Raw genomic sequence first — 14,905 nt, 5'->3', positions numbered from 1 at the left:
ATATTTGCCCGCATTACTGCTGTGCTTAAGACTATTTTTCGCGACGCGAATTATCAACGACTTTGTAAGAGTTCATTCCGATATTATGACAGAGAGCACATAATTTATGAGTATTTGTAACAAATCATGCCTTGAGAGTTTTATCTTGATAATTACAACTTATAAAATATAAAACTCCACATGAGAGCGCTCACATAATTAAAACAAGAATTTTTAATGCTCTGAGATTGACCAGAGAAAAGAGGAAGGAAAGAAGTGTAAATAACATTAATTCGCAACGCGAATGTGAAGATATGTTTAACCAAATGATTATAAAGCGAAAAAAAAACGCCGCTATTCGCGGCGTTTTTGCCAGCTATTGACTTAGGACTGAGGGGCTATTCGCCCATTTTCGCCCAGGTATCACGCAAGCCAACGGTACGGTTAAATACCAATTTTTCAGCCGTTGCATAACGGCTGTCCAGGCAGAAATAACCTTCGCGTTCGAACTGATACGCTTTGCCTTTTTCCGCACTTTGCAGACTTGGTTCGACGAAACCTTGCTTGATAACCAGTGATTCAGGGTTAATCGTTGCGAGGAAATCTTCCGCACCACCAGGGTTTGCAACACTGAACAGACGGTCGTAAAGGCGAATCTCAACAGGTAAAGCATGTTCCGCGCTTACCCAGTGAATAACACCTTTAACTTTACGGCCATCAGCCGGGTCTTTGCTCAATGTTTCCGGATCATAAGAACAATGCAGCGTGGTGATATTCCCTGCTTCATCTTTCTCAACACGTTCGGCTTTAATCACATACGCATTGCGCAGGCGGACTTCTTTGCCCAACACCAGACGTTTGTACTGTTTGTTGGCTTCTTCACGGAAGTCAGCACGATCGATATAGATCTCACGGCTAAACGGCACCTGACGGCTGCCCATCTCTGGCTTGTTCGGGTGATTTGGCATAGTCACCATTTCCACTTCGCCCTGCGGGAAGTTTTCAATGATCACTTTAACCGGATCGAGTACGGCCATCGCACGCGGCGCGTTCTCGTTCAGATCATCACGGATACAAGATTCCAGTGACGCCATTTCAACGGTGTTGTCTTGCTTAGTCACACCGATGCGCTTACAGAACTCGCGAATAGAAGCGGCGGTATAACCACGACGACGCAGACCAGAAATGGTCGGCATACGTGGGTCATCCCAACCCTCTACAACCTTCTCAGTCACCAGCAGGTTAAGCTTACGCTTAGACATGATGGAGTATTCGAGATTCAGGCGTGAGAACTCGTACTGACGCGGATGCGCAGGAATTGTGATGTTATCCAACACCCAGTCGTACAAACGACGGTTGTCCTGGAACTCAAGTGTACACAGCGAGTGTGTAATGCCTTCCAGCGCATCGGAAATGCAGTGGGTGAAGTCGTACATCGGGTAGATGCACCACTTGGTACCCGTCTGGTGGTGTTCGGCAAATTTAATACGATAAATCACCGGATCACGCATCACGATAAATGGCGAAGCCATATCGATTTTGGCACGCAGACACGCAGTGCCTTCAGCAAATTCACCGTTACGCATTTTCTCGAACAGCGCGAGGTTTTCTTCCACGCTACGATCACGGTAAGGGCTATTTTTACCAGGTGAGGTCAATGAGCCGCGATATTCACGGATCTGTTCCGGGGTCAGTTCGTCAACATACGCCAGACCTTTATTGATCAATTCAACAGCATAATTGAACAGCTGATCGAAATAATCGGAGGAATAGCGCACGTTGCCAGACCAATGGAAACCTAACCATTCAACATCGTGCTTAATTGAATCTACGAATTCGATATCTTCTTTTGCCGGGTTTGTATCATCGAAACGCAGGTTGCACTGGCCTTGATAATCTTGTGCGATTCCAAAGTTCAGGCAGATAGATTTTGCATGACCGATATGCAGATAGCCGTTTGGCTCTGGCGGAAAACGGGTGCAAATGCTGTTGTGCTTACCACTGGCCAGATCTTCATCGATAATCTGGCGAATAAAGTTAGTTGGGCGGGCTTCAGCCTCACTCATCGCGGGTTCCTCAATGCAAAAACTTTCGTTAACGGCATATGATCTAATAAGCAGGCGTCGGAAACAACCTTTAGTTGCATAAATAAGGGTATCGGGGAGGACGGACGGGATAGCATAAAAAAGCGGCTGGAGAAAAGACTCTCCAGCCGCTAAAGGCACAATCTTACCCTTCATACTTCAAGTTGCATCTTTGTTGGCTACGTTCACTCACCCAAATCACTTAGTACACTAAGCTCATCGGAACTCGTTCTCTTGCCGCCGCAATGCAACTCGCATTATTTTGGGTAAATAACTCAGGAGCGATTATTTGCCTTTAATTTCGTACAGAGGCGTTTGCCCTGCAACAACAGAACCTTGCGCCTGGAGAACCAGACCGCTGTAGTCGTCGATGTTGCTGCAAACCACTGGGCTAATCATGGAGCGAGCGTTGGCATTCAGGAAATCAAGATCCATTTCCAGAATTGGCTGGCCTGCTACCACTTCAGCACCCTCTTCTACCAGTCGAGTAAAGCCCTGGCCGTTCAATGCAACAGTATCAATGCCCATATGGACAACGATTTCTGCACCTTTCTCGGTTTCAAGACAGAACGCATGGTTGGTATTAAAGATTTTTACGATAGTGCCGGCAGCTGGCGCGACAACAGTTTTACCTGTTGGCTTAACAGCAACACCATCACCTACCGCTTTGCTGGCAAAGGCTTCATCAGGAACCTGGTCCAGCGCAACAACATCACCCGTTACTGGAGAAACCAGCGCGGCGATGGTGACAGCGTTTGGAACAGCCTGTGGTTTTGCAGCAGCAACAGGTGCCGCAGCAGCCGCGCTTACTGGAGCAGCAGCAACTTCACCCACAGTCTTCATGGAGTTAGCAATTTTCTCAGCCACAAAGCCGACGATGATTTGCACGCTGGTTTTGTTCAGACGGATAACACCGGTTGCACCCAGGCGTTTAGCCAGAGATTCATTGACCAATGAGGAGTCTTTCACGTTCAGGCGCAAACGAGTGATACATGCATCAATACCTGTCAGGTTAGCTGAACCGCCAACCGCTGCGATGTACTGACGAGCCAGCTCAGTAACATCTTGATTGGTATTGCCGCTGACATTCACGTCCTGACCATCAGTTTCATCACCTGCAACAGCCAGTTCACGACCTGGAGTCAACAGATTGAATTTGGTGATAGTGAAACGGAACACAACGTAGTAAATCACGAAGAACACGATGCCTTGCGGAATCAGCATGTACCAGTGTGTTGCCAGTGGGTTACGGGAAGAAAGCACCATATCCACCAGACCCGCACTGAAGCCGAAACCTGCAATCCAGTGCATGCTTGCTGCGATAAATACGGAGATACCGGTCAGCACTGCGTGGATCAGATACAGAACTGGAGCCACGAACATGAAGGAGAATTCCAACGGTTCAGTGATACCAGTAAAGAAGGCAGCAAACGCACCCGCCATCATGATACCCATGACTTTGGCTTTATTTTCAGGACGCGCACACTGGTAAATTGCCAGCGCAGCACCTGGAAGACCGAACATCATGATTGGGAAGAAACCAGCCTGATAACGACCAGTGATACCAACAATACCGGTACCTTCAGCGATGGATTTAGCACCACCAAGGAACTTAGGAATATCGTTAATACCTGCAACGTCGAACCAGAATACGGAGTTCAGAGCGTGGTGCAGGCCAACTGGGATCAGCAAACGGTTGAAGAACGCGTAAACGCCCGCGCCGATAGAACCCATTTTCTGGATGTGCTCACCAAAGTTTACCAGGCCGCTAAACACGATTGGCCAGATAAACATCATGATGAAGGCAACAGCAATCATGACGAAGGAGGTCAGGATTGGAACCAGGCGGCGGCCGCTGAAGAAGGACAACGCTCTTGGCAGTTCGACACTGCTGAAACGGTTGTACAACTCTGCGGAGATAATCCCCACCATGATACCTACGAATTGGTTCTGAATTTTAGAGAACGCAAACGGAACCTGATCCAGCGGAATGTGCTTGATCATAGAAACAGCCGCTGGCGAACAAAGCGTCGTCAGAACCAGGAAACCGACAAAACCGGTTAGTGCAGCAGCACCATCTTTATCTTTGGACATACCATAAGCCACACCAATGGCAAACAGCACACCCATGTTATCAATAATTGCAGCACCAGATTTGATGAACAACGCCGCTAATGCGTTATCACCGCCCCAACTAGTCGGGTCAATCCAGTAGCCAACACCCATTAATATGGCTGCGGCTGGTAATGTGGCTACCGGCACCATAAGCGCACGGCCAACCTTTTGCATGTAACCTAGAATACTCACGTTAATTCCCCCTATGAGACCCCGTTAAGGCTCGTTCAAAGCAGTTTTATTATTGTTTAACAAACCTTGAAAGCATGGCGAAGATTCACCAACCTTCTGAGTGTGTGAAAAATTAATTCGTATCGCAAATTAAACACCCTTTTTTTGTGATTAAAATCACCAAATATTGTTATTCCACTCCCCTCTGGCTAGCTATCGACTAAAACTTATTTTATCATCCGAAAAATCAAGACAGATTGATCCCGTAATGGCCAGCTTAAAACTGGTTTACCCTTAGAGGGTTTAGATAAGCAATCTGACTACATTCGTATTTCTATTTAACTTATGAGGTGAATGATGAGACTGATTCCCCTGGCTACCCCAGCGCAAGTTGGCAAATGGGCAGCACGCCATATCGTTAAGCGTATCAATGCGTTTAACCCAACAGCTGACCGTCCATTCTTGCTGGGCCTGCCAACCGGTGGTACTCCACTTGAAGCGTATAAAGCGCTGGTAGAGATGCACAAAGCGGGCCAGGTTAGCTTTAAAAACGTCGTCACCTTTAATATGGATGAATACGTTGGTCTGCCAAAAGAGCACCCAGAAAGCTATCATACGTTCATGCACCGTAATTTCTTTGATCACGTTGATATCCCGGCAGAAAACATCAACCTGCTGAACGGCAACGCCGAAGATGTTGACGCAGAGTGCCGTCGTTATGAAGAAAAAATTCGTTCATACGGCAAAATTCACCTGTTCATGGGTGGCGTAGGCAACGACGGTCACATCGCGTTCAACGAACCTGCGTCTTCTCTGGCTTCACGTACTCGTATCAAAACGCTGACTCATGACACCCGTGTTGCAAACTCCCGTTTCTTTGATGGCGATGTTTCTCAAGTGCCAAAATATGCGCTGACTGTCGGCGTGGGCACGCTGCTTGACGCTGAAGAAGTGATGATTTTGGTTCTCGGCCATCTGAAAGCACAAGCGCTGCAGGCAGCCGTGGAAGGTAATGTGAATCACATGTGGACGATTAGCTGTCTGCAACTGCACCCTAAAGCAGTGGTTGTGTGTGATGAACCATCGACCATGGAACTGAAAGTTAAGACACTGAAGTACTTCAATGAACTTGAAGCAGAAAATATCAAAGATCTTTAAATATTAACTTATACCCTAAATAATTCGAGTTGCAGCCAACACCCCTGCAACTTGAAGTATGACGGGTATAACCGGGGGTAACTATGTTTGCATTAACTCACGGTCGGATTTATACCGGCCATGAAATTCTTGATGATCACGCGGTTATTATCGCGAACGGCCTGATTGAACGCGTTTGCCCGCGCTCAGATCTCCCAGCGGGTATTGAGACTCGCGATGTGGGCGGTGCAATCATTGCCCCCGGTTTTATTGATGTGCAGCTTAACGGCTGTGGCGGTGTTCAGTTCAATGATTCTGCTGATGCAGTTACCGTTGAAACGCTGGAAATCATGCAGAAAGCCAATGAGCGTTCTGGCTGTACCAGCTATTTACCTACGCTAATCACCACCAGCGATGAACTGATGAAGCAAGGCGTGAAAGTGATGCGCGAATACCTGGCGAAGTATCAGCACCAGGCACTCGGTCTGCACCTTGAAGGCCCATGGCTGAACATGGTGAAAAAAGGGACGCATAACCCAAGTTTCGTGCGTCAACCAGATGCAGAACTGGTTGATTTCCTGTGTCAAAACGCAGATGTCATCACCAAAGTCACGCTGGCACCAGAAATGGTTGCGCCTGAAGTCATCAGTAAACTGGTCGCTTCTGGCATTATCGTTTCAGCAGGGCATTCCAACGCTACTGTAAAAGAAGCCAAGGTTGGTTTCCGCGCCGGTATCACCTTTGCAACCCACCTGTTCAACGCAATGCCATACATTACTGGCCGCGAACCAGGTCTTGCAGGTGCAATTTTTGATGAACCCGATGTTTACTGCGGTATCATTGCCGATGGTTTGCATGTGGACTATGCCAATATACGTACTGCGAAAAAGGTCAAAGGCGACAAGCTTTGCCTGGTGACTGATGCAACTGCTCCGGCAGGCGCAAATATCGATGAGTTCATTTTCGCAGGAAAAACAATATACTACCGCGATGGTTTATGCGTAGATGAGAACGGTACGCTGAGCGGTTCTGCCCTGACAATGATTGAAGGGGTACGTAACCTGGTCGAGCATGCTGGCATTGCCTTAGACGAAGTCCTGCGTATGGCTGCCCTCTACCCTGCCCGTGCGATGGGTGTAGAACAACAATTAGGTACAATCGAAGCAGGGAAAGTCGCCAACCTGACGACCTTTACCCGCGATTATAAAATCACCAAGACCTTTGTTAATGGTAACGAGGTCGTAACTGAGTAATTAAGGCATGACGACTGGCGGACAGGCTCAAATTGGTAATGTCGATCTGGTAAAACAACTGAACAGCGCGGCGGTTTATCGCCTGATTGACCAGCATGGGCCAATCTCTCGCATTCAGATTGCCGAACAGAGCCAGCTAGCACCTGCCAGCGTTACGAAAATTACTCGACAGTTAATTGAGCGCGGACTGATCAAAGAAGTTGATCAGCAGGCTTCCACCGGGGGCCGCCGCGCTATCTCAATTATCACTGAAACCCGCAATTTCCACGCCATTGGCGTGCGTCTTGGTCGCCACGACGCGACCATCACACTGTTTGATCTCAGTGCTAAACCGCTTGCCGAAGAGCATTATTCCCTTCCTGAACGTACTCAGGAAACGCTCGAACACGCCCTACTTAACGCAATTTCTCAGTTCATCGAATTGTACCAGCGCAAAATGCGTGAGCTGATTGCAATATCAGTGATCCTGCCAGGTCTTGTCGACCCGGAAAGCGGCGTTATCCGCTACATGCCGCATATCCAGGTGAATAACTGGTCGCTGGTCGATAGCCTTGAAAAACAGTTCAAAGTGACCTGTTATGTCGGCCACGATATCCGTAGTCTTGCACTTGCTGAGCACTACTTTGGTGCAACACACGACTGCGATGACTCCATTTTGGTGCGCGTGCACCGTGGAACCGGTGCCGGTATTCTGTCAAACGGGCGCATTTTTATTGGCCGGAATGGCAACGTAGGTGAAATTGGTCACATTCAGGTGGACCCTTTAGGTGAACGTTGCCACTGCGGAAACTTTGGCTGCCTGGAAACCATTGCTGCGAATGCCGCAATCGAACACCGTGTGCGTCATTTGCTTGAGCAAGGCTATAACAGCCGTCTGACGCTTGATGAATGCGATATTACGGCGATTTGCAAAGCCGCGAATAAAGGCGATGCTCTGGCTTGTGAAGTCATTGAGCATGTTGGCCGCCATCTGGGCAAAGCCATCGCCATTGCAATAAACCTGTTTAACCCGCAAAAAGTGGTGATTGCCGGAGAAATTATTGAAGCAGAGAAAGTGCTGCTTCCAGCCATCGAAGGCTGCATCAACACCCAGGTGCTGAAAGAATTCCGTAAAAACCTGCCTGTTGTACGTTCCAGACTCGACCATCGTTCCGCGATTGGCGCTTTTGCGTTGGTAAAACGCTCGATGCTAAACGGCGTTCTGCTGCAGCGTTTGCTGGAAAGTTAATCCAGTCACACGCTTTTTTACGCTATAGTTACGCCTTCTTTACGCCCTCCAGAAATGTGAGCATGAGCTGTTAATGACCATTCAGAATGTAATTTGTGATATCGACGGCGTGCTGATGCACGACAACGTCGCCGTACCAGGTGCTAATGAATTTTTAGCCCGCATCATGGAAAAGGGTATGCCGTTAGTTCTGTTGACTAACTACCCGTCGCAAACAGGCCAGGATCTGGCGAACCGTTTTGCTTCCGCAGGTATTGATGTCCCGGACAGCGTCTTTTATACCTCCGCAATGGCAACCGCTGACTTCCTGCGCCGCCAGGAAGGCAAAAAAGCGTACGTCGTGGGTGAAGGCGCATTGATTCATGAGCTGTATAAAGCAGGCTTTACTATCACCGATATCAACCCTGACTTTGTTATCGTCGGTGAAACGCGCTCTTATAACTGGGAAATGATGCACAAAGCCGCCTACTTTGTGGCTAATGGCGCTCGCTTTATTGCGACTAACCCAGATACACATGGCCGTGGTTACTATCCAGCCTGTGGGGCACTGTGTGCGGGTATTGAGAAAATTTCAGGCCGTAAGCCATTCTGTGTCGGCAAACCAAGCCCGTGGATTATCCGTGCAGCGCTTAACAAGATGCAGGCGCATTCCGAGCATACCGTGATTGTTGGCGATAACTTGCGTACTGATATCCTCGCAGGCTTCCAGGCTGGTTTAGAAACCATTCTGGTACTGTCGGGTGTTTCGACGCTAAACGACATTGATGCTATGCCGTTCCGCCCTTCCTGGATTTACCCGTCAGTCGCTGAAGTCGATATTATCTAATTTGCCATTCGCCTGGTTTTCGCCAGGCGTTTTATCGATCCAACACTCTTTTTCTCTCTCACTGAATGTCAGCCTGGCGATTTTGCCAAAAATTGCCGATCCGTTAATTATTCCGTCTATTCCCTCATCATTTTTCAATAATCAACAATCAACATTGACCTATTTATCACTGAAAGACTAAAGGACTTGCATTCCCGTCAATGATTGCGCATTTTCATAGTCATGCAACGCAGCTATTACCCAAAATAAGAAGGGTAAAAACAATTTAATGGCTCACAGAAGCATTACGGAGAGAGTTCTATGTGTTCAATTTTTGGTGTTCTGGATATTAAGACCGATGCGGTCGAATTGCGTAAGAAAGCGCTCGAATTATCTCGCCTGATGCGCCACCGCGGCCCGGACTGGTCTGGTGTTTACGCGAACGATAAAGCCATTCTTTCTCACGAACGTCTTTCGATTGTTGACGTTAACGCTGGTGCTCAGCCGCTGTATAACAAAGAAAAAACTCACGCACTGGCAGTAAACGGCGAAATCTACAACCACCAGGCATTGCGCGCAGAATACGGTGACCGTTACGAATTCCAGACGGGTTCTGACTGTGAAGTCATCCTCGCGCTTTACCAGGAAAAAGGCCCTGAATTCCTTGACGATCTGCAAGGTATGTTTGCCTTCATTCTGTATGACGAAAAACAAGACGCCTACCTGATTGGTCGTGACCATATCGGCATCATCCCGTTGTATATGGGTTATGACGAACACGGCAACATGTACGTTGCTTCCGAAATGAAAGCGCTGGTTCCGGTTTGCCGCACCATTAAAGAGTTCCCGGCAGGCAGCTACCTGTGGAGCAAAGACGGTGAGATCCGCAGCTACTACCAGCGTGACTGGTTCGAATATGATGCAGTAAAAGATAACGTGACTGACAAAAACGAGTTGCGTCAGGCGCTGGAAGATTCCGTAAAAAGCCACCTGATGTCTGACGTGCCATACGGCGTGTTGTTGTCCGGTGGTCTGGATTCATCTGTTATCTCAGCAATTACCAAGAAATTTGCTGCGCGCCGTGTAGAAGATGAAGAGCGTTCAGAAGCCTGGTGGCCACAGCTGCATTCCTTTGCGGTTGGCCTGGTCGGTTCTCCTGACCTGATAGCAGCGCAAGAAGTGGCAAACCACTTAGGTACTGTGCACCACGAAATTCATTTCACCGTGCAAGAAGGCCTGGATGCGATTCGCGATGTTATCTACCACATTGAAACTTACGATGTGACGACCATTCGTGCCTCTACCCCAATGTATTTGATGTCCCGCAAAATCAAAGCAATGGGTATCAAGATGGTCCTGTCTGGTGAAGGTTCTGATGAAGTGTTTGGTGGTTACCTGTACTTCCATAAAGCGCCAAACGATAAAGAACTGCACGAAGAGACCGTTCGCAAGCTGCAAGCACTGCATATGTTTGACTGTGCGCGTGCTAACAAAGCGATGTCAGCCTGGGGCGTTGAAGCTCGTGTACCGTTCCTGGACAAGAAATTCCTTGATGTAGCGATGCGCATCAACCCGAAAGACAAAATGTGCGGCAACGGCAAGATGGAAAAACATATCCTGCGTGAATGTTTTGAATCTTACTTGCCAGCAAGCGTTGCATGGCGTCAGAAAGAGCAATTCTCTGATGGTGTAGGTTACAGCTGGATAGACACGCTGAAAGAAGTTGCAGCGGGCCAGGTAACCGACCAACAGTTGGAAACCGCAAGCTATCGCTTCCCGTACAACACACCAGGCTCTAAAGAAGCTTATTTGTATCGTGAAATCTTCGAAGAATTATTCCCACTGCCAAGCGCTGCGCAATGTGTTCCAGGCGGCCCATCCGTTGCCTGTTCTTCCGCTAAGGCCATCGAATGGGATGAAGCGTTCAAAACAATGAATGATCCATCAGGCCGTGCAGTAGGCGTTCACCAGTCCGCTTACAAATAATTGAGCAAAATGAAACACACGGGCCTACGGGCCCGTTTTTGTTTCTGCAATATTCCCCACCTCTTATCTGGGCCTTTCCCTCACATAAAACCACGAAATAACCGATTTTTGACGAATATTGCATCAAGCTGTTCGTAAGCTAATCAAACAGACAATTTACGCCAATTTTTGGGAAAAAATTGTTGACGCTAGAAGGCCAACTACGCATAATGCGCCCCGCAACGCCGATAAGGTTACGCAGAAAAAAGAAGGCTACTTAGCTCAGCTGGTTAGAGCACATCACTCATAATGATGGGGTCACAGGTTCGATTCCCGTAGTAGCCACCATTATTCTTTTTTTAGCGCGGGAGTGGCGAAATTGGTAGACGCACCAGATTTAGGTTCTGGCGCCGCAAGGTGTGCGAGTTCAAGTCTCGCCTCCCGCACCATTTTAAAGCGTTGCATAGTTGGGGTATCGCCAAGCGGTAAGGCACCGGTTTTTGATACCGGCATTCCCTGGTTCGAATCCAGGTACCCCAGCCAATTTTTTGACATAGCACGTTAGTTTTGTGCGCCCACAGTTGGGGTATCGCCAAGCGGTAAGGCACCGGTTTTTGATACCGGCATTCCCTGGTTCGAATCCAGGTACCCCAGCCAGTCAAAAAATAAAGTTTTAAAATTAGGCTACTTAGCTCAGCTGGTTAGAGCACATCACTCATAATGATGGGGTCACAGGTTCGATTCCCGTAGTAGCCACCATATTTTTGGGGTATCGCCAAGCGGTAAGGCTCTGGTTTCTGATACCAGCATTCCGAGGTTCGAATCCTCGTACCCCAGCCAAAAATAAAAAGCTCGCCTCGGCGAGCTTTTTGCTTTTCTGCGTTTCGTCCAGATTCCGACAAACCCTCATTTCATCTACCTTACACCAAACCCTGGTGATAAAGTGCATACCTTTTCAGCAAAAGGATATTGCGATGAATTATCAGATTTTTTCACCCTTTTCAAATCGACTGTCGACTTTTTTCGTTTTTGTGCTCAGCATTGTTTCGGCATGGTTAGGCCTGTCTGCGCCAGTAAGTTATTTCTTTTTATTGGGATTTGTTTTTCCCATTATCATTTCCATGCGCCTGCATCGGCTCAACGAAACAGGCACAGCGTATACGCTAACCGAAAATACTCACTGGACAATCTATCTGTATGGTTTTCCCAGTCAAGAACAGCGGGCTGTGCTTAAAAACCCCTGCTTCTGGTCATCCGATAGAATAAAGCAGTTTTTCATCCGCAGCTTTGTCGCTAAATCCCTTTTGCAGTGCGCATGTCTTACCATTCTGGCTCAGGAACGCATCAAGCTGGCACAAAATCCCATGCTGGTGATTATCGCTTTACCGGTGTTGCTATGCTTGCTGTATGCCGTGGGCAAAAGTCTCTACATGCTCTATCTGATCATGACCGATAAATGGCAATGTGAATCTCTGGTTACTGAAACTGGTAGTGTCTGGTATCAAGGCTTTATGGAAAAAGATGGCGTTCGGGAACCCCTATTTTCACGATTACTTTAAGCCGTTGGTCATTTTAAAGGTTCATCGCGGATAAGCGTGAACCAATAGAAAACGGCGGTAAAAGTGGTTAGTTTTGTATTCGCCAAAACACTCACCAGCCACTCAACCGCCGTCTGCCATGAATGCTAATCTTTCTTCCCTGTTCTGGGAAGGCTTCACTGTTGATTCCTTTACGCATCCTGCCCCTGATGCTCTGCTTATTACGCTCCGGCCTGACCCCGGTCTTACGCCGTCCTGCCGCCGGTGTGGTCGCACAGACTGTGCTGTCCATGATGTCTCCGTACGTCGGGTTCGTGATCGCGATTGACTCCACTGGCGTGTCACTCTTCAAATCCCCGTCCGCCGTCTGCGCTGCTCTCGCTGCGGGATTGCCACTGAGCACATCTCATGGTTGCCTGAACGCCAGCGTTACACGTCCTCGTTAGCGACCTGGGTGGAAACGCTCACCCGGTTATTGCCCATTAAACATGTGGCACAGTTGACGGGTCTGCACTGGCACACCATTAAAAATATCGACTGCCGACGCCTGCGGCGGGAACTCCGGGAGCCCGAACGGCAGACTCTCCGCCGCCTGATAATGGATGAGTTCGCGCTGTTTAAAGGTCATCGCTATGCCACGGTTGTGGTGGATGCAGAGACGCAACAGGTGCTGTGGGTTGGCGAAGGCCGTAGTCGTGTAGCCGTCCGCCCGTTCTTCACCTGGCTGGGGCAGGAAGGCTGTGCCGCTATCGAATCTGTCGCGATGGATATGAATACAGCCCTGGACCTGGAGGTGAGAGAGCAATGTCCGCAGGCGGAAGTCGTCTATGACCTGTTCCATGTGGTGGCGAAGTTCGGCCGGGAAGTCATCGACAGAGTGAGGGTCGACCAGGCAAATCAGCTGCGTGACGACAAAAAAGCACGGAAGGTCATTAAACGCAGCCGCTGGTTGCTGTTGCGTAATGCGGAGAATCTGCCGGACGGTCATGAGGTGAAACTGGCAGAGTTGCTGGCGGCGAACCAGCCGTTAAATACGGTGTACGTGATGAAAACGGCGCTGAAAGAGCTGTGGTATGCGCCGGATGAGGAGGTTGCGCAGCGTCGCTGGAATGAGTGGTACAGGCAGTCACAGGAAAGTGGTATTAAGGCGTTGCAGCAGTTCGCGGATAAGCTGAAGAGTTACGTGAGCGGCATAATCGCGAGTGCCACGCATCGTCTGAATACCAGCGTGCTTGAGGGAATGAATAACAAGATCAAGGTGATAAAAAGGATGGCATATGGATACCGGGATAACGACTACTTTTTTATGAAGATAAAAGCAGCGTTCCCCGGTAAAGCGCGATGAACCATTTTAAAGCCCTAACGCATACTTCAACGCCTGGCGTTTCAGTGCACCGCCACGCTCAGCCGCCATTAGTCCTAAATTACGGATGACGCGTAGCGGCGCTAAATTATTGCTGAACCCGGCGTAGAACAGATCCATGCCGCTTTGCATCAGGAAGTTATCTGTTTGCCTACGTGTCTGGTAGCGTTTTAATACATGCGCTTGCGCCCAGTTTTCGCCATAACTACGCGCATTGATCATCACATCAAGCAATGCATCCACGTCGCGATAACCGAGATTCACGCCCTGCCCGGCTAACGGGTGAATGGTATGAGCAGCATCGCCAATCAATGCCAAACCTTGCTGTGTATATTGCAACGCATGGCGACGCGTCAGAGGGAATGCGCCGCGGGCAACCGGAGTGATTTTTCCTAAACGCTGAGGGAAGCTCGTTTCAATCGCTTTTTGCAGCTGCGGCATCGTCATACTCTGCAACTGGCGAATACGGGCCGGAGAGTCGTACCACACCAGCGAAGCCCAGTTATCAAAGAGGGGTAAAAATGCATGCGGCCCTGCCGGGGTGAAATGCTGCCAGGTGCTGTCACCGGGCGATTGCTCGCACTTCACGGTAATCAACATGCAAGACTGCCGATAATCCCAGGCATGAATCCCGATTCCCGCCCAACGACGAACCTGCGAATTCGCGCCATCTGCGCCAATCACCATCGGCACCGTCAAAGTCTGGTCATCCGCAAACTGTAGCGTCCACTGCCCTGCCTCGCCGTGCATACCCGTCAGTTGCGCCGGACAGAGTAATGTGACGTTAGAATGAGCCTCCAGCGCCTGCCACAAAGCAAGTTGCAGCACCGAGTTCTCAACCATATAACCTAGTTCTGGCAGGCCCAGTTCCTGCGCCTTAAAGCTCACATGAGCGCTTTCCCACTCCCAGGTTTCGAGCTGGCGATACGCATGGCTACGCATTGCCCGAACGGTATCCCACACACCAAGTGATTTCAGTAACGCGACTGAGGCGCTGCTGATGGCCGAGATGCGTACATCAGGTGGGCTTGTTGCGTCAAAAGCAGCAGGAGCCTGATGCTCAATCACCGCGACCTGAAAACCATTTTGCGCGAGGCCAAGGGCTGCAGCCGCACCGACCATACCTCCGCCGACTATCGCAACGTCAATTGACTGGTTCAACATGATAATTTTGTCCTTAAATTGTCTATATTGATTCTACCGGATTTTTACCCAGGTTTCGTAGGCTGGTCACATCAAGGCCAAAGCATTACAATACGCCGCCTGA

The 14,905-nt window shown here is 49.1% G+C and carries 9 protein-coding genes, 6 tRNA genes and 1 pseudogene; 13 read left to right on the top strand and 3 right to left on the bottom strand.

Translation table 11 applies throughout. From position 1 onward, the window contains the following. Positions 1 to 377 precede the first annotated feature (377 nt). Together glnS and nagE are read right to left on the bottom strand one after the other, a co-directional pair. Positions 378 to 2,045 carry a glutamine--tRNA ligase gene (gene glnS, locus M975_RS03095; RefSeq protein ID WP_064557222.1) on the bottom strand — a complete coding sequence of 556 codons (1,668 nt, stop codon included), beginning with the start codon at positions 2,043 to 2,045 and terminating at the stop codon, positions 378 to 380. Between the two features lie 303 nt (positions 2,046 to 2,348). Next, complete coding sequence (gene nagE, locus M975_RS03090; protein ID WP_074388312.1) at positions 2,349 to 4,370, bottom strand: N-acetylglucosamine-specific PTS transporter subunit IIBC; 2,022 nt, start codon at positions 4,368 to 4,370, stop codon at positions 2,349 to 2,351. 336 nt (positions 4,371 to 4,706) lie between these two features. Here nagE and nagB point away from each other — a divergent pair, with 336 nt between their 5' ends. The 13 genes and pseudogenes from nagB (at position 4,707) to M975_RS03020 (ending at position 13,620) form a co-directional block, all read left to right on the top strand. Then, the gene (gene nagB, locus M975_RS03085) at positions 4,707 to 5,507 is read left to right on the top strand and encodes a glucosamine-6-phosphate deaminase (protein WP_034494036.1); all 801 of its coding nucleotides are present in this window, start codon (positions 4,707 to 4,709) and stop codon (positions 5,505 to 5,507) included. A gap of 83 nt (positions 5,508 to 5,590) precedes the next feature. Next, complete coding sequence (gene nagA, locus M975_RS03080) at positions 5,591 to 6,739, top strand: N-acetylglucosamine-6-phosphate deacetylase (protein ID WP_064557221.1); 1,149 nt, start codon at positions 5,591 to 5,593, stop codon at positions 6,737 to 6,739. Positions 6,740 to 6,746: 7 nt separating this feature from the next. Further along, positions 6,747 to 7,967 carry a DNA-binding transcriptional regulator NagC gene (nagC, locus tag M975_RS03075; protein WP_064557220.1) on the top strand — a complete coding sequence of 407 codons (1,221 nt, stop codon included), beginning with the start codon at positions 6,747 to 6,749 and terminating at the stop codon, positions 7,965 to 7,967. Between the two features lie 73 nt (positions 7,968 to 8,040). After that, positions 8,041 to 8,793, top strand: coding sequence for an HAD-IIA family hydrolase (locus M975_RS03070; RefSeq protein ID WP_034456689.1), 753 nt, complete (start codon positions 8,041 to 8,043; stop codon positions 8,791 to 8,793). Positions 8,794 to 9,093: 300 nt separating this feature from the next. Continuing rightward, the gene (gene asnB, locus M975_RS03065) at positions 9,094 to 10,758 is read left to right on the top strand and encodes an asparagine synthase B (RefSeq protein ID WP_064557219.1); all 1,665 of its coding nucleotides are present in this window, start codon (positions 9,094 to 9,096) and stop codon (positions 10,756 to 10,758) included. A 250-nt stretch (positions 10,759 to 11,008) separates the two neighbouring features. Next, positions 11,009 to 11,085 (top strand) — tRNA-Met (locus M975_RS03060). Positions 11,086 to 11,101: 16 nt separating this feature from the next. Next, positions 11,102 to 11,186, top strand: a tRNA-Leu gene (locus M975_RS03055). A gap of 19 nt (positions 11,187 to 11,205) precedes the next feature. Further along, positions 11,206 to 11,280, top strand: a tRNA-Gln gene (locus M975_RS03050). A gap of 39 nt (positions 11,281 to 11,319) precedes the next feature. Beyond that, a tRNA-Gln gene (locus tag M975_RS03045) sits at positions 11,320 to 11,394 on the top strand. Between the two features lie 25 nt (positions 11,395 to 11,419). Beyond that, positions 11,420 to 11,496, top strand: a tRNA-Met gene (locus tag M975_RS03040). 6 nt (positions 11,497 to 11,502) lie between these two features. Continuing rightward, positions 11,503 to 11,577 (top strand) — tRNA-Gln (locus M975_RS03035). Between the two features lie 134 nt (positions 11,578 to 11,711). Further along, entirely contained in the window at positions 11,712 to 12,296 is a 585-nt protein-coding gene (locus M975_RS03030) for a hypothetical protein (RefSeq protein ID WP_064557218.1), read from the top strand. A gap of 118 nt (positions 12,297 to 12,414) precedes the next feature. Next, positions 12,415 to 13,620: pseudogene (locus M975_RS03020) on the top strand (ISL3 family transposase). A gap of 6 nt (positions 13,621 to 13,626) precedes the next feature. On the opposite strand, the gene ubiF reads toward M975_RS03020, so the two are convergent. After that, the gene (gene ubiF, locus M975_RS03015; protein WP_064557215.1) at positions 13,627 to 14,802 is read right to left on the bottom strand and encodes a 3-demethoxyubiquinol 3-hydroxylase; all 1,176 of its coding nucleotides are present in this window, start codon (positions 14,800 to 14,802) and stop codon (positions 13,627 to 13,629) included. Between the last annotated feature and the right edge of the window lie 103 nt (positions 14,803 to 14,905).

It is taken from the genome of Buttiauxella brennerae ATCC 51605 (assembly GCF_001654925.1).
Taxonomy (GTDB): Bacteria; Pseudomonadota; Gammaproteobacteria; order Enterobacterales; family Enterobacteriaceae; genus Buttiauxella; species Buttiauxella brennerae.
Note: the sequence above shows the minus strand (reverse complement) of the source record. Positions and strands in the feature narration are given on the sequence as shown.